The organism is Anoxybacillus sp. FSL W8-0382 (assembly GCF_038003845.1).
GTDB classification, from domain to species: Bacteria; Bacillota; Bacilli; order Bacillales; family Anoxybacillaceae; genus Anoxybacillus; species Anoxybacillus flavithermus_G.
On the sequence record NZ_JBBOPX010000001.1, the window covers coordinates 2,070,744 to 2,092,002 of the forward strand.

A 21,259-nucleotide genomic window follows, 5' to 3' on the forward strand; every position below is an offset into this window, starting at 1 on the left:
GCAAAATGCTTTACACAAAATTTTATACATCATCCTTCTTTCTTCTATTTTGAATAAAGCCTAACACAATCATGACTGAGCCGAGACCAACTAGTGTATACACCGGCCACCATAACTGACCCGTTTGTGGCAAGGGTTCTTTTGTTTTTTTGGGTGGTTCTTTTGGTGGTCTTTTAGGTGGTATATAGGTATTTTCAACTATAAAAGTATCCCCCTCTTCACTTATAGATACTTTATATTTTCCTTTATCCACGCCTTTTTCTACCAATGTCCAATTAACACTTTCGTCTAATTTATGCCATGTGTGTTGCCAATTATTTTTTTCACTTAAAACTATGGTCTCTCTTAGCTTCCCGTTTCCTAATAGTTCAATCTCTATTTCTTTAGGACGTAAGTTTTCAAATCCTTTATCTTTCCAAATCTTAATGACTTTTTTAGATACTTCCTTTATGATTTTTTCATTTCTTGTTGTCTTTGGCTTTGAGATAACATCATAATTCCATGTTCCTGTTTCTTTTTCGACATTAGGTAGTAATACTAGAAAAGGACTAGACTCATATATATAATTATCCAAAGTTAGATTTTTACCGATAACAAGATACAAGCCTGCTTTTAGTTTTGTTTTGTAAATTCCTTTGGCATCAGTTATTCCTGTCTGTAAGGGTTTTACCCCGTCACTTTGTACATATCCCTTAAGAGTCAGAGCATAATCGTTCCAACCATCTTGATTTAATTTTGTTAAATCCACAGGATATTTACTAAATTCCTCTGTAAGTTTAATGTTTAAATCTTTATCAACATCTGCCACTTTATATATGTCAAATTCCGCATTAGATAATCTTTTACCTTCATTCTGATAGTCGATAGTAAACTCAACGTCTTTGTTTGCATCAAACTCACTACTTGCTAAAATCTTTGAAGGAAATATAATAAGACTTAATATTAAGCACATAAGAAATAATGGTAGGATTTTTTTAGTTTTATTCATCTTTCACCACCAATAAATCTTGCTTTAAGCAAATTTTTAATTTTTATCTTGGTTTTTATGCTTTTTCCTATTTATTATCAAAGATATTAAATCTTTTATAATAGTAAATAGAATAATAAGGAATACAATCAAGAAAAATATCATCTTAATTAGATGTGTTTTTATACTTTTTTCTGCTTTTTCAAGAGTTTTTGCTTCTTTATGATTTGTATCTTTTATTACTCTTTCTCCTCTTACTAAAAGCCTATGAGTATTTATTCCATAGGGTGTGCATGTAACCATGGTTACATAGTCCTTATCTTCTTCAATTTTTAAGGCTTCTACTTCTTTTGGTAAAACAGTAATAATTTGATTTATTTTATAGGTTAAATTATCCCCTAAGACAGATAAGGTAAATTCATCACCTATTTTCAGTTTATTTAAATCAGTAAATAATTTAGCCGATGGCAGTCCACTATGAGTTGTAATTACAGCATGTGTGCCTTTGCCTCCTACCGGTAAAGAAGATCCCGGAAGGTGTCCAACTCCTACTTGGAGTACCCCCTCGTTGACACCATGGTAAATAGGTAAGTTGACATTTATTTTGTCTATGATTACCGTTCCCATCATTCCGTTTTTAAAAGGATCCAGGTTTTCTTTATATCCTTTGAGTGAAAGAGGGTTGGATAAGGGATGTTCTATCTTTAATAAATTTTGATTGTACTTATCCGCCTTTTCTTTTATTTTCTCTATCTCCATCCCTTCGAGCTGACTTAGTGCTTCTTGGTATTCAACAATCGCTCTGGATTGAGTGATGCTATTGACATAATCACTAATAGTAGGGTAGAAGAAAATACTACAACCTATTAATAAAAGAACGCGAAAAAAAATTGATTTGCTTTTTTTCATAATTAACTATTATTTAAGTAGAGGTGGTAAGTCCACCTCTACTCAAATTTTTAGCTCCTTTCCTTTTTTTACTTTTCCTTTTGCAAGACCAAATAGAGCGATTAAGATAACTCCTCCACCTAAAATTGTAAATAGGGTTGTACCCATACCACCAACTCCTGGAAGTTCTACACCTGAATTATTTTCAACTGTTGCTTGACCATCTATAATAGCAGTAACAGTTTCATTTTCTTTAGTCACTTTAATTTCTACTACTTTTTCTTCTGTTAATAGGTTATATCCTTCTGGTGCTTTAGTTTCTACCAAATAATATGTTCCAGCAGCTAAACCTTCAAAAGAAGCAGTTGCTTTTCCATCAGTTCCGATTTTTGTTTCAACTTCTGTTGCTTCTTCTTTGTCAACCCAAGTTACTTCTTTAGTTGACTCATCAACTTTATAATATTTACCTTGGTCATTTTTTAACTTGAATTTTGCACCCTCTAAAGCTTTTTGGTCTTTTCCATCAACTTTATTTACTATAACTTTAGCTGTAAACACTTTTTCATTATCTTTTGTTGTATCTGTTGATTCAGGATCTTTTGGATCGTTACTATATTCAAGAGTAACTTCGTTTGGATTAGCTTTATCTGTAATCACTGCATCTTTATTTAGTTTTGCCTTATATGTTATCGTAATTGTTTGACCTACTTTATCTTGTAGTTGTAACATATCAAAAGATACTTCTAAGACTTGCCCATTTATTTTTTTTGTTACATGTTCTTCAATAGGGTCACTACCAATTGTTACTGTTACTTCCTCAGGTTTAGAAATAAAAGTTAGCCCTTTTGATAATGTATCTTTCATTTTAAAGGTATACTTACTATATCCTGTAGTGTCAGGAACTTTACTTGTTAATGTATAAGTAAGTTCTTGTCCAATGTCAGCTGTTGGCTTATCCACTTTCTTTTCTACAGTTGGATATGTTGCTTTCACTTTAACTTCTGCTTTTGGAGTTGTTGAAGTTAAAGACACAATTGAATTTTGGCCATCTGCTTTATCTGTAGCTCCTTCTGGATGTACTAAATAGTAACCAAGTTCTAATCCACTAAAAGTCACCGAGTCTCCTAATGCTTTTTTTGTCTGAGTTTTCTTTATACTTTCCTTATTTAATTCACCCAATGCAGCTTTTGCAAAGTCAGCAATATTTTCGTTGGTTATATTTATATACTTAACAGCACCGCTTACTACTATTGGATTTAGGTTTCCTTGTTCATTATTTTTATCAGCGATATATTCTTTACCTGCACCATTAGTGAAAAAGTCTTCCCATTCTTTTGCAATAGTATACGAAACATTTTCTCCACTTTGAGTTAAGTCAAAAATCTTATATATTGAATAACTCTTACCTTGTGTTGTTCCTGTTACTTCAATTTCTCCATTACCTCCAGCAGCTAATACCTTTGAACTTCCAAAGCCTGCTGATAGAATCATTGCTAGTGCCATCATTATACCTAGTAAACTTTTAATTTTTTTTGTCATGTTTTTCCTCCTTATGACTTGATTTTTAGTTTCTTATTTGTGTAATAAAACACTGATGTCGTATAGATTTATTTGTCATTAATTATTGTCTTTTAACTCCTCCTTCCATTTAAATTTTTTGGTTTAATTCTAACTTTGACTGTCAAGGCTCTTCACCACAAAGTGTACTTGACAAAGAAAGACGATTATGATAGAGAAAATCAAAACAGCATTTTTCCTTTTTATACCACACATCTCTTTGAGCAACATTGCTATCATGTTTGTCTTTAAAAGTCAAGTACATCTTTTGGTGATGAACCACTGTCAATAATATCAGACTTTTAATGGCAATAATCTTAGACTTTTGTTTACGTATAAATCGCTTACTAATTCAATACTGTTACCCGTGGTGCTAGATAAACTCGAGTAAGCATAAAAATAGCCCTTGCTTGTGGATGTCCTGTAGAATGGAAGTGCCAACCAACATTCGAAAGGAGAATTCCCATGCAAGAGCACTTTCATTTTACTACAGATCAAGCAAAGATTCAAAAACAATATGCAGCCATTTTTTTCTTTGTTTCTGCTCAACTGCCATCGATTCAAATGTATTTGCAACGTCGCAATCGTCATTTGGTGAAACAAGAAGATGCGGTAATCATTGCTATTCATCTTTTAGGGAAGCTGCTTGGCTTCTCTTCCGAACGTGCATGGCATCGCTTTGTGACTGGGAACTTGTTTACGGATGGACATTTTCTCGAACGTTCTCGCTACAATCGTCGTTGTCGAGCGCTACGCTTTGCGATCAAATGGATTCGCCATGAGCTAGCCAAACGTGGGCAGCACCACGCCTATGCAGTCGTAGATAGTATGCCACTCGAGTTGTGCCATGCCGCAAGAATGTACCGTGTCAAACGATTCCAAGGAATCGCGGACATCGGGCTTTGTGCGTCGAAACAGCAGTGGTACTATGGGTTTAAGCTTCATCTTCAAGTGACCGACCAAGGACTGCCCATGGGATACGTGGTAACGGAGGCGTCCTGTCACGATCGAACCGCAGCGGAAACCGTCATGACCCAAATTCCTCATCCTTTTAATTTGGGTGATAAAGGATTTATCAGTAGCGAATTGCAAAAAAAGTTGTATGAAGCGTACCAAATCGCTTTTTGGACTCCATCTCGCAAAAATCAGAAACACCGCCCATCTGAATCATGGGAGAAATGGCTCAAACAAAAACGGAAAGTCATTGAAACGGTGTTCTCTGTCCTCGTTGACCAGTATCGTATCACAGACATTCGTGCGAATTCGATTGCGGGATTTGAAGTAGCACTAGATGGCATATTGTTGGTGTATTCACTTGTAACACTTGGGCTAGTTGAGCGCTAGCGCTCAACTAGCACCACGGGTTTCACATGTATCTTTCTTACTCATTCATTATCCCCCTTTCATATTCAAATTTCCGTTTGAATATATTATACCCCATTTCTTTTATTATTCAAGTATTTACTGTAGTTGAGCAATTTTCGTCACAATAATTACCATTTAAAAAGAGACAAACAGGGTACCCCTTATGCCACGTGGAGCTGTTTTTTCACGGTATCAATGGGAATATTTTGTTTCGCTGCACGGTAAATGAACTCCACGAGGCTATGTCCTTTTCTCTTGCGCAGGAGATCGAGCCCATCCGAAAAATCACTGTTCGACTCGAACATGCTGTACATATACGCAAGTTGCACCAAGATCCAATACCGTTTCACCGCCCGACGCCCGCGAACGCGGTATCCATCGAGTTTCAGCTGGTCTTTCGCTTGACGGAAAAAACATTCGATCGACCAACGTGCAGCATAGTAGCGCAAGATCTCTTCATCGCTTAGCTCGCGATCGGTGCTCAAGACGCAATGAAGATGTTTCGGCGTCATCGGCTGATCGGCTTTCCATGCGAGCAGCACCACGGCATCCTTGAGACCGTTCAGAGCACCTTCGTAGCGATACACCCGATAACGCTCTTTTCCCACCGTGACGAGGCGGGTATCCCGTGGCTCCATAGATTTGGCAAATTCCTTTGCTTGAATGGCCGTCCCTTTTGGATAGAGAATCCGATTCGTCTTCAGCATCGCGATGACGTGGAACCCTTTTTTCAAGCAGGCTCCCACGAGGGTTTTCGATGGATACCAAGAGTCCATGAGCACATAAACGGGGCGACTCACATCCAACGAAGAAAGCATCTCGATCGCGAGTTCCCCTTTGCTTTTCCCCGCCGTCTTGTCGTAGAGGCGAAAGGCAAAAGGAAACGCTTGAGTCATCGTATGAACCATGAGCCAAACGAGAGAATGTCCCCAAATCGATTTTTTCTCTGCGTGACAATAGTGCCAATCACACCCTTGAATGGCGTGTGTTGCCCGTGACGAGGGCTTCGTTTTTTGGCAAATCGTATCATCGATCGAAACAAAAATGGGTTGATTCTCTCGTTTCGAGCTGCGTTCGACACGATGAAGCACCCACTGCTGGAGTTTGCGAAGCAGCGTCTCTTCCTCCCATGGGCTTTTCGTGAAAAAATGGCTCAGTGTCGTGCGATGGTTCGGATGAAAACTCCCGTGATGTAGATCGGTCAGTGTTCCCGAAAAGCCCTTTGTAATCATCGCATCCACGATATGAACGAGATGCTTCATCACAGGTTTCGAGAAATAAAGGGCCAACCCTAACATCGTGAAAAACTTGTGAATTCCTTGATGATGTGCTAATCTATTCATGAGACATGAACCTCCTTGTGAATGGTTTGTTGGCACATCTATTCTAACCAAGGAATCGGGTTCATGTCTTCTTTTTTGTTTGGTTGTAAATTTATGTTAGTAAATTTGCTCATCTACAGTCTATTAGCTAAAAACAATAAACCTCATTATCCGCAAAAAGATAATGAGGTTTACTATTTCTTAACCAAAGAATAGTACAACTTTCGATGAAGATCCAAATTTAAAATAAAATAGACAAAAAGTAGGATATGTTTTATTAAGAGGAAAAATATAACTATGTGTTATAATATGATAAACATCTGTTTTGGGGGGAAGATTGTGAAAGTATCTTTGGGGTTACTAATATTTTGGTGTCTTCTTTCAGGGTTAATTTTATATGTAATAATTGAAACAGCAGTTAGAAGAGCTATAGATAGCTCTAGATTAACTGAAAAAATAGATAAAATTTTAAATGAAAAGAACAAAAGAGATTAAAGTTCTGATTGATAATTCGATGAAGTCCGAGTTTTTGTGTAAAAAGAAACGCCAAAAAGCTGTTTAATTTTCCCAAGGCCTAAATTCGTTGGAACGAGAGCGAAATTTTACACAATAATCAGGACTTGACCGAACTAGGTACCGTCAGGAATTTTGTGTAATGTAAGATAGATAGGGTATCTCTGAATGGATTTAGAATGGATAAGGAGTCGGTTTCCTCCGCACAGGAGACAGAATATTCTGTCTCCTGTGCGGAAAGGGAGCATCCCCTTACTTTGTCATTTGCATTATTTGGTTAATGATAACGTTCTTCAAACATTCGCTCGAGGGCTTCATGCGCTTCGGCAAATCCTCGTAACTTTCGCCCTGCCCATTTCTCATTAAAATCTTGAATGGTCAAATACACGACTTTTTCAGCGGTTTCTAAACTGCTCAAACTGTTCATCGGCTTTAGACGTTTCGAATCTCCTTGATCGTTCGTTCGATGGCATTCGTCGTGTAAATTACACTTCGAATACTGTTTGGATAATTCATAAAGGTGAGGAGGACATTCAACTCATTGGCCCAAGATTGCACTTCTCTCGGGTACTTGCTCGACCATTTCGATTCAAACTGTCGAAACATCTGTAACGCCATCCCCTTATTCGGTGCGCGATAAATCAGTTTGAGATCCTCCGCCATTTCGAATTGGTCTTTTTTCCGAACACGGCTGAGGGTGTTACGGACTTTGTGAACGACACAACGCTGTACGTCAGCTTTCGGATAAACCGCCCGAAAGGCTTCCTCCAGCCCCGGAAGACCATCAAATACGCCTAAAAGCACTTCCTTACGAACAGTGCCTGGCACCATATTGATGACAGGGGGATACACATGAATCAACCGATGATTTCCCAGCGCAAGCTGTTAGGCATTGCCGATCTCGGTTGGCTGTTTGACGCGATGGATGTCGGCATGTTGTCGTTTTTGATGGCCGCCTTGCAAAAAGACTGGAACTTGACAGCCGAACAAGTCGGCTGGATCGGCAGCGTCAACTCGATCGGCATGGCGGTCGGGGCGCTCGTGTTCGGATTGCTTGCGGACCGGATCGGGCGGAAAAACGTTTTTATTTTCACATTGTTGCTGTTCTCGCTTGGCAGTGGGCTGTCGGCGCTGACGACGACGTTGGCGGCGTTTTTGGCGCTCCGCTTTTTGATCGGCATGGGACTTGGCGGCGAGCTGCCGGTCGCGTCAACGCTCGTCTCAGAAGCGGTGCCAGCTAAGGATCGCGGCCGGGCTGTCGTGCTGCTCGAGAGCTTTTGGGCTGGCGGTTGGCTATTGGCAGCGCTCATCTCGTATTTCGTCATACCAGCTTACGGCTGGCGGACGGCGTTATGGCTGGCGGCGATTCCGGCGCTGTATGCGATCTATTTGCGCCTCCGCCTCAGCTTTCAGTCTTCGATTCTCTTCCTCTAAACTGCACTCTTTTTTTCGGGGTCTTCCCTTGAATGGAGACTTGGATGTCCCGCGCCGTTCTTCGAGCCCTTTTCGACCATGTTCATGATAACGTTTTACCCAAAGTCTGATCGTTTTCGTGCAGGGAATCCCTATAACTCTTGGCATATCCGCTTATATCCCCATCCTTCTTCGATGTACATCTGGACAGCCCTCCATTTAAACTCCACGGAATAGGTGGTCTTCCCTTTCGGTGTTTGCTTGGTCTCGAACATAAACAAATCCCTCCAGTGTTTTTCATGACAGTATGGGCATTTTCCCAACTGTCTACACTAGAGGGATAATATCAAGCGAGAAGGGCTCCTTTTTCATCCCGACAACTTCTCCAGCCTCGCGCACAACTCATGCTGCCACTCAACGTCGCCGGTCATGCTGGCCAGTAGCGACAGGTTTTTGAGTTTCGCGATCTCCATACTCTCTTGACATTGACAGAATCGTTTGGTGAAGATTTGGATGTTTTGAAGAAAAATAAACCCGCCTCGACATGGGCGGGTTTTTTCTGTCAATCCAAATACTTCTCGCATAACGATACGAACTTTCCATCTGACTTTAGCCCTTCCAAAATGCTTCTCAACATTGCACTTCTTTTGGGAAGCTGCTTCTCGAACTCTGCCACAAATGTGTCCTTGTCCCACTGTGATTTGCCAGCGTGATAAAACAGCTTTTCCAGGCGTTCCAACTCGTCGGCAGTAAAGCCAGTGGCTAAGGCCAGAATCGCAAAGCTTTTGTGCTCCTTGTTCACCATATCTAAGAGTAACGTAATTGCGTCGGTGGCTAGACTCAATTTTGCTTCAAGATCCTTGATTCTTTCCTCGTTCATAGCACCCTCCTTGTACTATAGTAATACCCAGTCTACGAATTTTGAAATGACCCAACCAACCTGTCTCGCTGTACTCAGTGGTACTCCCAGATCATATAACGCCCCGCTAACTTGATCTTGAATGATTTGGATAGAAAGGTCTTTCCAAGAAGCTATGGTCCGCAAGGTATCAGCAATATTATCGGCATATTCCCTGATAGTATCTGCTACCTTTTTACTGCCGTAGTCCTTACGAACAGTGCCTGGCACTGTTCGCTAAACAGTGCCTGGCACCGTTCGCTAATTTAGGACGTATTTGAACAGCGAATCGATTTTCTGATCGCTCTCCAATCACCTGTGCAACATCATTGACGTGGGACAAAGAGGGACACAACATAGTTGAACAGCACCCGACACCGTTCGCTAATCTCCCAACCGCTCCCGTACTTCCTCCTCTGTCATGTCGAGAATATGGGCAACGTCTGTTATACTCATTCCTTTTTCGACCATTTTTCGAATCGTTTCATTTTTCCCTTCTTCTCGACCTTGTTCTAATCCTTTTTTCAATCCTTCTTCCCGACTGCCGCGAATGTTTGAGAGTTGATCAAGGAGCCATTTCAGCCGCATTTCGTATGCGTAGCGGTTTTCGGGGTCGACGCTTAAGTTTTGCCATTCTTCTAGCGCTTCTAAAATGTCTTGTTCTGTCATGGCTATTCCCTCCAATTCACGAAACATCTCTTCATCCATTTTTTTCGTTCGTCCATCGACAGCCGACAACATCGTTAGCCATGGCCATTCTGGTGACTGTTTCACTTCTCTCCGATATTTCTTCCATTTTACCATAAATTGTGACAAGTCGAGTACATGAAATTCAAGGTGATGGCTCCAAAGAAACTGTTCTTCGTCTTCACGAATGTGAAAAACGGTATGGAAGCGATCTGTTTCATGTGGGAAAAGGGGATAATTTAAGATGGCGATCATAATCGTTGGAGGGAGGATGTCGTACCGTTCTCCTTTCGATAGTGAAGATGAAAACAACCTTGCCCAGTAATACAATAGCCGTTCGGGCATACCGTATTGTGGGATGATTTGAATTTCAACGTGAATGCGCTCGCCGCGGTTTGTGCGAACGATGACATCTAACCGTCCAGTCTTACCGTCTTCTGTTTCTTTCGTTAGTTCGGTGTTTTCAAACTGTACGTCGATGATGCGATCATCTCCAGTCCGATGTAGCAACGCATTTAAAAACGCCATCGTGATTGACTTTCTACTTGGGTGGCCGAACAGTTGTTTAAACATAAAATCCATTTTTAAATCGAGGTATTGCATACAAATCATCCTTTCGTAGAATATAAGGGACAATTTGATTAAAATCGGGAAATAAGGGAAATGCAAAAGTAGAAAATTGAATTTTGCGGAAAATTTTTATGACAAATGGGGTAAAAAAGTGAGAGGATGAACCGTTTTTTAGGTTGAAAATTTAATTTTTGAAGGGAGAGAGTGATTAAAAGATAAAATAAATTCCAACTGTTTAAATTCAGCCCACTTGATCATGTGGCTGAATAGTTACAAAGTGTTTATTCTTCGCTGGACCATATCTTTGGAAACGAATAAAACGGAAAAGAGAAGAAGTTTTGATTAAAGTCTCAGATGACTAGATATCATCCACATCCATTTCAGGGGAAAGCCATTGTCGCTTTGCCTTTTTTCTTTTTAATCAAAGAAAGGGAAGACAAAAGAAAAGCCCCGCAGAGATTTCTCTCCGCAGAGCTTTTCGACATACTTCGGGCGGTGACAGGCACCGATCCTATTTGCCGGTGTCGATGTTAAAAATTGACCGCAGCTTTATTCAAGGGATTGTTGAAAATTCAAAAGATGCAACGATTGTCGATACGATTATTCATTTAGCGAAAAGCCTTGATATTCAAGTACTTGCAGAAGGGGTCGAAACGAATCACCAATTATCTCTCCTTCAACAAATGCACTGTGATTTTGCCCAAGGCTTTTATTTCAGCAAATCGCTCGAAGCGGAAAAGTTAAAGCAATGGCTTGAGCAATATAACCGAGCAAACATGCCCTCTAACACGTAATGGTGAGAGGGTATGTTACAAGGGGGGACTAGCGTGCTTATGCTATATTTGACAAGACATGGGGAAACGGAGTGGAATATAGAGAAGCGCATGCAAGGTTGGCAAGATTCGCCGCTGACGGAAAAAGGCAGGGAAGATGCGCGCCGGCTTAGGAAAAGGTTAGAGGAAGTCGATTTGACAGCAATTTATGCGAGCACAAGCGGACGGGCGCTTGATACAGCAAAGATCATCCGTGGGGAGCGGTTGATTCCGATTTATCAAGAGGAAAGATTGCGGGAAATCCATCTCGGGGATTGGGAAGGAAAAACGCATGACGAAATTCAGCGGTTCGACCCCATTTTGTTTCACCATTTTTGGAATGAGCCGCACTTGTACGCCCCGAAGCGAGGGGAACGATTTAGTGACGTGCAAAATCGGGCGTTTGCTGCATTAACTGACATCATCAATGAGTACCGTTCCGGCAATATTGTAATTGTAACGCACGGAGTTGTCTTAAAAACGATCGTGACTCGTCTGAAACAAGCCCCGCTGGAAGAACTTTGGGCTCGGCCGTTTATGCATGGTGCGAGTCTTACAACCGTTCGAGTGAAAGACGGGCGATTGGAGTTGCTTGTAGAAGCAGATGTGTCGCATTTAGAGGAAGTGAAAGAGGTATAACAAAATATCCCGCTTGCCTTTTAACTAAGGAAGCGGGATGTTCATTAAAGGAGCCCTAGCCACTGTACGATATGGGCGGTTGTAAACGTTACGGCAATCGCAATACCTGTTGGAAGTGCGAACGCCACAAACGTCCATTTTTTGCTTTTCGTTTCTTTATAAATATTGATGAGTGTTGTCCCGCACGGATAGTGAAGCAACGAAAACAGCATCATATTTAACGCCGTCAGCCATGTCCAGCCGTGGTCGAGGAAAATTTGTTTCAGAGAATGAAGCCCATCAACTTCGGTTAACGCTCCTGTCGATAAATACCCCATCAATAAAATCGGAAGCACAATTTCATTGGCAGGGAGCCCTAAAATGAACGCCATCAAAATGTAGCCGTCGAGTCCTAACTGGCGGGCAAACGGATCAAGCAAATGGGCGACATAAGCAAGGACTGTTGTATCACCGATATGAATGTTAGCTAACACCCATGTCAACACGCCAGCTGGAGCAGCGACTGTTACAGCCCGCTTTAAGACGCAAATGGATTTATCCAATGTGGAGCGAACAATCGTATCCCATATTTTTGGCCGCCGGTATGGCGGAAGTTCGAGCGTATAATGGGTCGGCATGCCGCGTAACGCGGTTTTGGATAACACCCAGGAAACGGTGAGGGTGACGACGATTCCAAATACGACCATCGCGACGACCACACTTGCTGTCATCAACGTCTTCCAGCCACCTGTATAGCCAGCTGCCATAAATAATGAAGCAAGCAAAATTAACGTCGGCCATCTGCCGTTGCAAGGGACAAAGTTGTTCGTTAAAATGGCCAGCATTCGTTCACGTGGCGACTCGATAATTCTTGTGGACATGATCGCCGCAGCGTTGCAGCCGAACCCCATCGCCATCGTCAGCGACTGCTTTCCGTGCGCTCCTGACTTTTTAAATAACCGGTCCATGTTAAAAGCAACGCGTGGAAGATATCCGTAGTTTTCGAGCAAAGCAAAAATCGGGAAGAAAATCGCCATCGGCGGCAACATGACGCTCACGACCCACGTTGTGCCACGGTACAATCCTAGCACGAGAATTCCGTGCAGCCACTCTGGGGCATGCATTTTCTCAAAAGCAAGCGTTATATATCCTTCAAACCATCCGAAAAATTCAGCGAGCAGCGAAGAAGGAACGTTTGCGCCAGCGATTGTGATATAAATAACGACGGCAAGCATGGCGAGCATAATAGGGAATCCCCAGATTTTTGAAGTAAAAATACGATCGAGCTTTTCGGTTTCATGCAGCTTTTCACGTTTTGTGTACGTAATAGTTTCTTTGCAAATGTCTCTTGATGTTTGGAAAATAGCGGAAACAATTTGTTCCCTTGTATCGCCGTCCGATAAACTTTTCGCATAATCCATCAATTCATCAAATGGATTTAGCGGAACAGTGGCACGCATAGTTCGGCACCCCCTTTAACAAATGATGCGGCTGATGCTGCAAGGCGTGAAGCAATGACGTATCTCCGTCTAATAAACGAAGCGCAACCCAGCGCGCCGGATATTCCTCCCCGACAATTTCTTTAACAAGCGGGAGAAGTTTGGTGATCTTTTCTTCGATCGCGCGACTGTATGAAACAACGATCGGTTTTGTTTTGATTTCCCCATGAACCATCCGGACGATTGTTTCGAGCAATTCCTCGATGCCTTCTTTATTACGCGCCGCAAGCGGTACAACCGGAACGCCTAGTTTTTTGGAAAGTTTAGCGATATCAATGACAATTCCTTTCTTTTTCGCTTCGTCCATTAAGTTGAGGCAGACGATGACACGGTCGGTCATTTCTAATACTTGCAACGCTAAATTCAAATTTCGCTCCAGCGCCGTTGCATCCAACACGACGAGCGTAACATCAGGCTTGGCAAAAATGATAAAATCCCGCGCCACTTCTTCGTCCACGGAGTTAGAGTATAACGAATACGTTCCGGGAAGATCGATGATTCGATATTGTTCATCTTTATAGGTGAAAAAGCCTTCGGCGTGAACGACCGTTTTCCCCGGCCAGTTTCCTGTATGTTGCCGCAAGCCCGTTAACACGTTAAATAACGTACTTTTTCCTGTATTTGGATTTCCTGCGAGTGCAATCGTATATTCACGATTATTCATTGCCGATCCTCTCCCCGTAAATATTAGAACTTTCTTCCTTTCTTAAAGCAATGGTCGTATGGCTGACACGATAAGCCGTTGGGTCACCTAACGGACTTTTTTGCAAGACTGTTACTTCACAGCCGGGCACAAACCCTAAATCAAGCAGTCTCCGCTTCATTGTTCCTTCTATATTAATCTTTGTGATACGAAAACGTTCTCCTGGTTGAGCATCACATAAACGTTCGAGTTTTGCTTGAGTCATAACAGTTTCCCTCCTATTAACAATTTGTACAGAGGTTATAATTTTTCCCTAAACCAACTTTTAATCTTATTTTATTCAGCGAATGTCATTTTGTCAACGATTTTGCTTGTTTTGTTTGAGTCAAGACTTTGTGGGAGATTTTTTTCTCGACCGATTTTTTTGGTTATATATGGTTTTATAAAATCGTTATATGTAAGCGCTTTTACTTACTCTCATCCTGTAGGTATGTGCGTTTTCTCTCGTTTTAAAAACCTTTCAATGCTTGCAATGCCTCGTAAATCGGTGTCCCTGAAGATTGGCGAAGGTATGGGATGTTATCTCGTACCACTTCTGTCATTTGCGTTTGCACGCGCTTCAGTGCCTTTTTCACGATCGTTTCTCGTTTCGTTTCTTCTCGTTCTTCCACGCCATACATCACTCCATCGCGTGTCCGAATGAGTAACGTATCTTTTATCGCGACGATCGCTCGCAACATCGCTTCAATCCCTGCATCCCTCCAACTTCGACCGTTTTTACTTCGTTTCGCAAACACATGCATCGTTGCTTCCGCACTCCCCATCGCCCTCATGTTTGTCGTGTCAATCCCTTTTTCCTTCAACCATACGCGATAGTCACGTAAACATCCTGGTATCTCCTCGATTCGACGAACAAGCGCCTCGAGTTGCTTTTCCTTCTCCTCATGTTCTAACGTACCGATGGCACTTGTGAGTTCTCGTAACACACCTTCTTCATCCCATGATGCTAACTTCTTTCGAATCACCCGATATCTCGCATGACCTCGGAACAATTGACGAATCTCTCTTGCCACATGGAACCGATCAAGCTGAAAGTACCCCCTGTCCCCGAAATATTCTCGACACGCTGTAATCCATGGGGCTCCATCTCCATTGATGACCACCCAATCCTCAAACGGATCATAGCTGTATTCCTTCATCAGAAAATTCTCTACAGCTTCCCAAATCGGTTCATTCGTTTGATGAACCATATACCGTCGATTCACTAAGGATACGCGTTTCCCGTTTTTCTCCCATCCTTGGTGAATCGTGATGATCTTTTCTTCTTTTCCTTTGATGCGGCTTCGTTGACGTTTCACGTACAACCCGTCTGCTTCGATAAAAAACACGCGCCCTTTTTTCTCCATCGCACGGTGCCCTTCCACCTCTGCCTCGATGATGGACTGGCGAATCGTTTCGTGACTCATACATGCATACCCCACCAGCTTTTCAAGCGACTGCGCAGCCTGTCGATACGAAGAACCCGTCACGGCGAGATGAATCGCTGTCTCCTCTAATAGCGGACTCACTCCATGCGCCCCATCGAACTGAAGAAAGACATCGAGTAAAGACGTATACACCTTTTTTTCACGGTCAAAGTAGTAGTTTCGCTTCACTTCCACCTCTCCAAATAGCGTTTGGAGTCGGATCGTCCGCTTATCTTTGAGCGCATATCGTTTCTTGTCCCGCTGTTCTGCCAATGTGCGGTCGATCTCCTCCAACACCTGTTGAAGGAGATGACCATATTGTTTTTGCATATGTCTAAATAAAGACTGTTCGATCTCTTTTAATGTCAAGCCGTTTGTGATATAATCCTGCATGGGCTCCACTCCTTTCTTTGGTTGTATTTTTTTCTCACTTACTACCTTACCAGGAGGAGAGCCCGTTTTTCATCTATTTTGCTTACATATCTGACAGGTTCCTTATTATACCAAATCAGGAACCTGTCTTTTTTTCTCCCACAAACATTTTACTCATACTTGACAACAATGGATAAGAACATCATGTCTCGTCTCATATGCCCAAATATACGAAACCCCAGCTATCTGAACATAGCTGGGGTTAAGTTTAGTCCATCATCTTTATGGATTGGTACATTTGTCGTCAATCCCCCGGAGTTTTTGCAAGATTGGAGGCCGACAATAGAAGACAGGCAACGAAAATCAGTCAAATTAGATTAATAGCGACAGCTTGTCTTTTCTATATATATTTGTAAAATCGTATTTCTTTTCCATGTATACTTGATGCCAAATCATAAAAGCAAGGACGGTCCAGATTTTTCGGCTATGGTCTGCTTTATTTTTGCAATGTTCGTCTAGTAAACGATACAATACATCTTTATTAAATAAATGATCGGTTTCGCTTTCTTTTATAATGTTTTTCGCCCAATCATGCATTTCATTTTTTAACCAATGACGAATTGGCACCGGAAATCCTAATTTTTTGCGATTTAAAACATGATCTGGAACAATTCCTTTTGCTGCTTTTCGTAGAATATATTTCGTCGTTTTGTTTGTCGTTTTCATTTCCGGAGCAATTTTGGCGGCTACTTCAAATACCTTTTTATCTAAAAATGGAACCCTTAACTCTAATGAATGGGCCATCGTCATTTTGTCGGCTTTTAATAAAATATCGCCTCGCAGCCATGTATGAATATCAATATATTGCATCCGGTTTACAGGAGGATAATGAGTTGTTTCTCTATAAAAAGGAGCTGTAATATATATATATTCTAATCCCCTCTTATATCCTTTTAGCAGTTCTTGTTTTTCTGTCTCGCTATACATTTTCGCATTGCCGATATATCGTTCTTCCATTGGTGTTGTACCGCGCTCAATAAAGCTTTTTCCTTTTATTCCTTCCGGGAGTAGCCATGCAATCACTCTCAAAGCTGATTTAACCGTACTTGGCATTCGCTCAAAAAGTTCCAATGACTGTGGCTCACGATAAATGTTGTAACCGCCAAATAACTCGTCAGCTCCCTCACCGGAAAGAACGACCGTTACATGCTTTCTTGCTTCCCGGGCAACAAAATAAAGCGGTACTGCCGCAGGATCGGCAAGTGGATCATCCATATGCCACATAACTTTCGGTAATTCCGCCATATATTCCTCTGGTGAAATGACATAGCTAATATTCTCAACGCCCAGCTTTTCCGCTGTTTCTTTTGCCACATCAATTTCACTAAAGCCTTCCCGCTCAAAGCCGACAGAAAATGTCTTGATATTAGGATTGAATTGTTTAGCAATTGCTGCAATGAAGGATGAATCAATTCCTCCTGATAAAAACGAACCTACCGGCACATCGCTGCGCATATGCACTTGCACGGAATCGAACAGCGCGTTGCGAATTTCTTTGACAAGTTCATCTTCTGATTTGATGATAGGTTGGAATTGGGCTTTCCAATAGCGATGAATGGTTAATTTTTCACCGATTTTTTTCTTAATATAATGACCCGGTTCTAACTTTTTAATACCAACAGACATCGTCATTGGTTCAGGTACATATTGGAATGTTAAATAATGCTGCAGTGAATCATAGTCTAATAAATCATTTTTAAGAGCTAGCAAAATACTTTTCTTCTCGGAAGCAAAAAACGTACGGTCGCCCTGTTCCATATAGAAAAATGGTTTTATGCCAAACGGGTCACGTGCCGCAAAAATCGTTCTCTCTTGTTTGTCCCAGATGACGAAAGCAAACATACCTCGAAGCTTTTCTACAGCTTTTTCTTTTTCAGCACTATAAAGAGCAATAATGACTTCTGTATCGGAATGAGTAGTAAATTTATATCCCTTTGCAAGCAATTCTTCTCGCAATTCCACATAGTTGTAGATTTCCCCATTAAATATGATCCAATATCGTTCATTTTCATAGGACAATGGCTGGTGCCCTGTCTCAAGATCGATAATACTCAAACGTCGAAATCCAAAATTCACATATTCATCAAAAAAATAACCACCATCGTCAGGACCACGATGAGTAATGATATCATTCATTTCTTGAAACGTTTCTTTCCATTTTTCATCAATGATTCTTGGATGATCATGAATACAACCAATAAAACCGCACATTATGTTGTTATTCCCCCACTTTATTAAATTTAAATTTTATAGAACCCGTGGTGCTAGATAAAATCGAGTAAGCATAAAAATAGCCCTTGCTTGTGGATCTCCTGTAGAATGAAAGGGCGATCCAACATTCGAAAGGAGAATCCCTATGCAAGAGCACTTTCATTTTACTACAGATCAAGCAAAGATTCAAAAACAATATGCAGTCATTTTCTTTTTGTTTCTGCCCAGCTGTCACAAATTCAATGCTATCTTCAACGTCGCAATCGTCATTTGGTGAAACAAGAAGATACGGTGATCATTGCTATTCATCTTTTACATCTTTTAGGAAAGCTGCTTGGCTTCTCTTCCGAACATGCATGGCATCGCTTTGTGACTGGGAACTTGACCTGCTTGCGATATTTTCATTCCTCTAACATATTAAAACAATAAAATGTGGAGAAATTATGGATTTTTTGAGATTGTTACATAATTGTTACATAATTACATGATAAGAATCATCTCCATTGTTTCTGCATATGTAGTCGATAATATAAAAACAGCAAGTTTAACAAAGGAGTTGCAACTATCATGTTAGGGATTATACTTTTTTTAGCCTTTATGATTGTTTCACTTTCTATTTTTCTTTTACGAAAGCCAACCAATGAGAAGTTATATAAACTAGCAATAGGATCCTATATCGCTTTTTTCCTATTGTTTTTAACTCTATTTTTCCATTATGTAAATTCTGAAAATATGGTCGACGCTATAAACAATCTAGTACAGAAAACATCATATAAAAATAAAGTTGAAGCGAGAAATCCATCATCTAGACATTCAAAAGAACAAATCCCGGTTAAATCAGCTCTCATTGATGCCCCCCTTTTCTCGCAACTCCCAGAACTACCAAGGGGGGTGCGAGGTAACAAGTCTGGCAATGCTTTTGAATCACGCGGGAATCAATGTAGACAAGATGACACTAGCGAAGCAAATAAAGAAAAATCCAACCCCTTATCGAATACATAATGGAAAAGTATTTTATGGACATCCAAATGAAGGGTTTGTTGGTGACATGTATACAATAAAGAAACCGGGATATGGTGTCTATCATAAACCTATAAAAGAATTAGCCGAGATTTATTTACCAAACCAAATCGTTGATTTAACAGGACAATCATTTGAAGAAATATATAAGTATTTGTCTGAAGGTACCCCAGTTTGGGTTATTACCAACACAACCTTTCGTATACTTCCTCCGTCTGAATTTATTGAATGGCAGACCCCGCAAGGCCCTATAAAAATAACATACCGGGAGCATTCCGTGTTAATCACCGGATATGATGAGAAATATATTTATTTTAATGACCCATTGACAGGTACGAAAAATAAAAAAGCACCTAAGTCTGAATTTATTCAAGCTTGGATACAAATGGGCAAACAAGCTATTACCTATAACCGCAATTAACCGGTTATAGGTAGTGGCTTATCTTTTTTATTTTAATCTTCGAACTACTTCGTGTGAAAAAAATATAATTTTTCCCCATAAATTTTGCACATTTATTTTTTATGATGATGTTACTATGACTTACATCACAAGTTTATGGAGGGAAAGCGATGAAGAAATTATTGTTAGGAACTGTTTTGGCAGGAGTTGTTGCGATTGGTGCAGCTTGCTCAAATAATTCTTCGATGCAAGGACACGACATGTCCAACATGAATATGAAGGAAGAAAACACCGCACAGGACTCCAGTAAGAAACTGCCTTTGGCAACCAATACAGAAGTTTTATCCGGTAAAGAGATTAATCTTACTGCTAAGGAAGCATTATTACAAATAAATGATAAAGTCAAACTCCCGGTATACACGTATAATGGATCGGTACCCGGTGCGCAAATCCGCGTAAAGCAAGGGGATAATGTGAAAATTGTTTTAAAAAATGAATTGCCAGAACCGACTACGATTCACTGGCACGGCTACCCTGTTCCAAATAACCAAGATGGAGTACCGGGTGTCACGATGGACGCCATTAAACCGGGTGAAACGTTTACGTATGAATTTACAGCAACCGTGCCGGGAACGTATTGGTATCATTCCCATCAAAAAAGCGCCGAGCAAGTGGACAAGGGATTATACGGTACATTAATCGTAGAACCGAAAAATGAAGAAAAAGTCGATCGAGATTATACACTTGTGTTAGATGAATGGATGAGCAATCCGGATGAAGGAAATATGGATATGAGTGGAATGGATCATAGTAATATGAATAATGGAAATAGCTCTGATAATCAACAAATGGATATGAGCAGCATGGGACATAATATGAATATGTACGATATTTTCACGATTAACGGAAAAAGCGGGGCTGCTGTCAAACCGTTAAAAGTGAAAAAAGGCGAAAAAGTGCGACTTCGCCTAATTAACGCAGGGTACATGTCCCACAAGCTTCACCTGCATGGTCATGAGTTTAAAATTGTCGCAACTGACGGCCAACCGTTAAAGAACCCGCAACCAATCAAAGATGAACTTTTAAGTATTGCTCCGGGTGAACGTTATGATATTGAATTTATCGCGAATAACCCGGGTGAATGGTTATTAGAATGTCATGGTGATATGGAAGGTACCGATGGCATGAAAGTGAAAATTCAATACGAAGACCAGACAAACAATACGGACAAAGCGAACGCAAAAGAAAATCTCCCTGTTGTGGATATGACAACATACAGAAAATATGAAGTAGGTCAATTTACACTAGACCAAAAATATGATGTAGAGTACACAATGGATTTAGGAACAGCCATGGGCAAAGATGGCATGGTCTTCACGATTAATGGGAAAACGTATCCTGAAACAGCACCTGTCAATGTGAAGACAGGAGATTTAGTAAAAGTAAAAATAGTGAACAATTCACCAAAAGATGTACATCCGATGCATTTACACGGACATTTCTTCCAAGTATTAAGCAAAAACGGCAAGCCGGTCACAGGCTCTCCATTGATAAAGGATTCCTTAAATGTAAACCCTGGTGAAGAATATGTCGTCGCGTTTAAAGCGGATAATCCGGGAAATTGGATGTTCCATTGCCATGACTTGCACCATGCTTCAGCCGGAATGGTCACAGAAGTAAAATATACCGATTACAAATCGGACTATACCCCAGATCCGAATGACACAACGAATAAAGGGGAATAACAGCTTATCGTAGTAAATAAAAGAGGCTGAGTTCAAAAGGTTAACACCCTTTTGAGACAGCCTCTTATTTTTTTGTTTTTATTTCCAGTTTATTTTTTTTAGTTAGAAAAAAATAATAATGAACTGTAGATGAGCAAATTCGCTAACATAAATTTACAACCAAACAAAAAAAGAGACATGAACCCGATTCCTTGATTAGAATAGATGTGCCACAACTATCCACAAGGAGGTTC

16 protein-coding genes and 5 pseudogenes are annotated in these 21,259 nt (G+C 40.8%); 8 read left to right on the top strand and 13 right to left on the bottom strand.

All coding sequences use genetic code 11. The features are described 5' to 3' along the window. Nucleotides 1–22: 22 nt before the first annotated feature. The 3 genes from NSS60_RS10885 to NSS60_RS10895 are packed head-to-tail and all read right to left on the bottom strand — an operon-like array spanning nt 23 to nt 3,394. Nucleotides 23–988 carry a Cna B-type domain-containing protein gene (locus tag NSS60_RS10885; protein ID WP_004891586.1) on the bottom strand — a complete coding sequence of 322 codons (966 nt, stop codon included), beginning with the start codon at nt 986–988 and terminating at the stop codon, nt 23–25. 36 nt (nt 989–1,024) lie between these two features. Next, nucleotides 1,025–1,876: a class C sortase gene (locus tag NSS60_RS10890; protein WP_004891589.1), complete on the bottom strand. Its 852-nt coding sequence runs from the start codon at nt 1,874–1,876 to the stop codon at nt 1,025–1,027. A 42-nt stretch (nt 1,877–1,918) separates the two neighbouring features. Next, entirely contained in the window at nt 1,919–3,394 is a 1,476-nt protein-coding gene (locus NSS60_RS10895; RefSeq protein WP_004891590.1) for a SpaH/EbpB family LPXTG-anchored major pilin, read from the bottom strand. Between the two features lie 483 nt (nt 3,395–3,877). On the opposite strand from NSS60_RS10895, the gene NSS60_RS10900 reads away from it, so the two are divergent. Next, nucleotides 3,878–4,756 carry an IS982 family transposase gene (locus NSS60_RS10900; RefSeq protein WP_088223411.1) on the top strand — a complete coding sequence of 293 codons (879 nt, stop codon included), beginning with the start codon at nt 3,878–3,880 and terminating at the stop codon, nt 4,754–4,756. A gap of 182 nt (nt 4,757–4,938) precedes the next feature. Here the strand turns inward: NSS60_RS10900 and NSS60_RS10905 are convergent, their stop codons facing one another. Then, nucleotides 4,939–6,120 (bottom strand): IS701 family transposase, encoded by a 1,182-nt coding sequence (locus NSS60_RS10905; RefSeq protein WP_088223590.1) that lies wholly within the window; start codon nt 6,118–6,120, stop codon nt 4,939–4,941. A gap of 318 nt (nt 6,121–6,438) precedes the next feature. Between NSS60_RS10905 and NSS60_RS10910 the strand changes: the two genes are divergently transcribed. After that, nucleotides 6,439–6,594, top strand: a complete 156-nt coding sequence (locus NSS60_RS10910) for a hypothetical protein (protein WP_155116435.1) — start codon at nt 6,439–6,441, stop codon at nt 6,592–6,594. Nucleotides 6,595–6,889: 295 nt separating this feature from the next. Here the strand turns inward: NSS60_RS10910 and NSS60_RS10915 are convergent. Next, nucleotides 6,890–7,422: pseudogene (locus NSS60_RS10915) on the bottom strand (IS256 family transposase); the annotation flags it as partial. 42 nt (nt 7,423–7,464) lie between these two features. On the opposite strand from NSS60_RS10915, the pseudogene NSS60_RS10920 reads away from it, so the two are divergent. Continuing rightward, a pseudogene (locus NSS60_RS10920) lies at nt 7,465–8,016 on the top strand (MFS transporter); the annotation flags it as partial. A gap of 377 nt (nt 8,017–8,393) precedes the next feature. On the opposite strand, the gene NSS60_RS10925 reads toward NSS60_RS10920, so the two are convergent. The 3 genes from NSS60_RS10925 to NSS60_RS10935 form a co-directional block, all read right to left on the bottom strand. Then, complete coding sequence (locus tag NSS60_RS10925; protein WP_230456207.1) at nt 8,394–8,609, bottom strand: DUF7667 family protein; 216 nt, start codon at nt 8,607–8,609, stop codon at nt 8,394–8,396. Beyond that, the gene (locus tag NSS60_RS10930) at nt 8,588–8,905 is read right to left on the bottom strand and encodes a hypothetical protein (protein ID WP_013146668.1); all 318 of its coding nucleotides are present in this window, start codon (nt 8,903–8,905) and stop codon (nt 8,588–8,590) included. The genes NSS60_RS10925 and NSS60_RS10930 overlap by 22 nt, the downstream gene beginning before the upstream one ends. Before the next feature lie 402 nt (nt 8,906–9,307). Next, a complete protein-coding gene (locus NSS60_RS10935) occupies nt 9,308–10,213 on the bottom strand; it encodes an Rpn family recombination-promoting nuclease/putative transposase (protein ID WP_004891643.1) in 906 nt (301 codons plus the stop codon). A 482-nt stretch (nt 10,214–10,695) separates the two neighbouring features. Here NSS60_RS10935 and NSS60_RS10940 point away from each other — a divergent pair. Then, nucleotides 10,696–10,974: pseudogene (locus NSS60_RS10940) on the top strand (EAL domain-containing protein); the annotation flags it as partial. A gap of 39 nt (nt 10,975–11,013) precedes the next feature. Beyond that, on the top strand, nt 11,014–11,631 hold the full coding sequence (locus tag NSS60_RS10945) for a histidine phosphatase family protein (RefSeq protein ID WP_004891652.1): 618 nt from the start codon (nt 11,014–11,016) through the stop codon (nt 11,629–11,631). A 44-nt stretch (nt 11,632–11,675) separates the two neighbouring features. Here the strand turns inward: NSS60_RS10945 and NSS60_RS10950 are convergent, their stop codons facing one another. From NSS60_RS10950 to asnB, 5 genes are all read right to left on the bottom strand, one after another. Beyond that, nucleotides 11,676–13,031 carry a nucleoside recognition domain-containing protein gene (locus NSS60_RS10950; protein ID WP_413432305.1) on the bottom strand — a complete coding sequence of 452 codons (1,356 nt, stop codon included), beginning with the start codon at nt 13,029–13,031 and terminating at the stop codon, nt 11,676–11,678. 7 nt (nt 13,032–13,038) lie between these two features. Further along, nucleotides 13,039–13,773: a FeoB small GTPase domain-containing protein gene (locus NSS60_RS10955; protein WP_004891658.1), complete on the bottom strand. Its 735-nt coding sequence runs from the start codon at nt 13,771–13,773 to the stop codon at nt 13,039–13,041. After that, nucleotides 13,766–14,017, bottom strand: coding sequence for a FeoA family protein (locus tag NSS60_RS10960; RefSeq protein WP_004891660.1), 252 nt, complete (start codon nt 14,015–14,017; stop codon nt 13,766–13,768). The genes NSS60_RS10955 and NSS60_RS10960 overlap by 8 nt, the downstream gene beginning before the upstream one ends. Before the next feature lie 244 nt (nt 14,018–14,261). After that, a complete protein-coding gene (locus NSS60_RS10965) occupies nt 14,262–15,611 on the bottom strand; it encodes an ISLre2 family transposase (RefSeq protein WP_340720849.1) in 1,350 nt (449 codons plus the stop codon). Between the two features lie 351 nt (nt 15,612–15,962). Continuing rightward, a complete protein-coding gene (gene asnB, locus NSS60_RS10970; RefSeq protein WP_004891673.1) occupies nt 15,963–17,861 on the bottom strand; it encodes an asparagine synthase (glutamine-hydrolyzing) in 1,899 nt (632 codons plus the stop codon). A gap of 145 nt (nt 17,862–18,006) precedes the next feature. On the opposite strand from asnB, the pseudogene NSS60_RS10975 reads away from it, so the two are divergent. From NSS60_RS10975 to NSS60_RS10985, 3 genes and pseudogenes are all read left to right on the top strand, one after another. Beyond that, nucleotides 18,007–18,245, top strand: a pseudogene (locus NSS60_RS10975) (IS982 family transposase); the annotation flags it as partial. Nucleotides 18,246–18,428: 183 nt separating this feature from the next. Next, nucleotides 18,429–19,302, top strand: a pseudogene (locus tag NSS60_RS10980) (C39 family peptidase). Nucleotides 19,303–19,451: 149 nt separating this feature from the next. Next, the gene (locus tag NSS60_RS10985) at nt 19,452–21,026 is read left to right on the top strand and encodes a multicopper oxidase family protein (protein WP_340720850.1); all 1,575 of its coding nucleotides are present in this window, start codon (nt 19,452–19,454) and stop codon (nt 21,024–21,026) included. The last annotated feature ends 233 nt before the right edge of the window (nt 21,027–21,259 follow it).

Excerpts from the sequence above, each read along its gene's own strand:
- NSS60_RS10885 (WP_004891586.1), bottom strand. The coding sequence starts at position 988 with ATGAATAAAACTAAAAAAATCCTACCATTATTTCTTATGTGCTTAATA.
- NSS60_RS10890 (WP_004891589.1), bottom strand. The coding sequence starts at position 1,876 with ATGAAAAAAAGCAAATCAATTTTTTTTCGCGTTCTTTTATTAATAGGT.
- NSS60_RS10895 (WP_004891590.1), bottom strand. The coding sequence starts at position 3,394 with ATGACAAAAAAAATTAAAAGTTTACTAGGTATAATGATGGCACTAGCA.
- NSS60_RS10900 (WP_088223411.1), top strand. The coding sequence starts at position 3,878 with ATGCAAGAGCACTTTCATTTTACTACAGATCAAGCAAAGATTCAAAAA.
- NSS60_RS10905 (WP_088223590.1), bottom strand. The coding sequence starts at position 6,120 with ATGAATAGATTAGCACATCATCAAGGAATTCACAAGTTTTTCACGATG.
- NSS60_RS10925 (WP_230456207.1), bottom strand. The coding sequence starts at position 8,609 with ATGCGAGAAGTATTTGGATTGACAGAAAAAACCCGCCCATGTCGAGGC.
- NSS60_RS10930 (WP_013146668.1), bottom strand. The coding sequence starts at position 8,905 with ATGAACGAGGAAAGAATCAAGGATCTTGAAGCAAAATTGAGTCTAGCC.
- NSS60_RS10935 (WP_004891643.1), bottom strand. The coding sequence starts at position 10,213 with ATGCAATACCTCGATTTAAAAATGGATTTTATGTTTAAACAACTGTTC.
- NSS60_RS10945 (WP_004891652.1), top strand. The coding sequence starts at position 11,014 with ATGCTATATTTGACAAGACATGGGGAAACGGAGTGGAATATAGAGAAG.
- NSS60_RS10950 (WP_413432305.1), bottom strand. The coding sequence starts at position 13,031 with ATGGATTATGCGAAAAGTTTATCGGACGGCGATACAAGGGAACAAATT.
- NSS60_RS10955 (WP_004891658.1), bottom strand. The coding sequence starts at position 13,773 with ATGAATAATCGTGAATATACGATTGCACTCGCAGGAAATCCAAATACA.
- NSS60_RS10960 (WP_004891660.1), bottom strand. The coding sequence starts at position 14,017 with ATGACTCAAGCAAAACTCGAACGTTTATGTGATGCTCAACCAGGAGAA.
- NSS60_RS10965 (WP_340720849.1), bottom strand. The coding sequence starts at position 15,611 with ATGCAGGATTATATCACAAACGGCTTGACATTAAAAGAGATCGAACAG.
- asnB (WP_004891673.1), bottom strand. The coding sequence starts at position 17,861 with ATGTGCGGTTTTATTGGTTGTATTCATGATCATCCAAGAATCATTGAT.
- NSS60_RS10985 (WP_340720850.1), top strand. The coding sequence starts at position 19,452 with ATGAAGAAATTATTGTTAGGAACTGTTTTGGCAGGAGTTGTTGCGATT.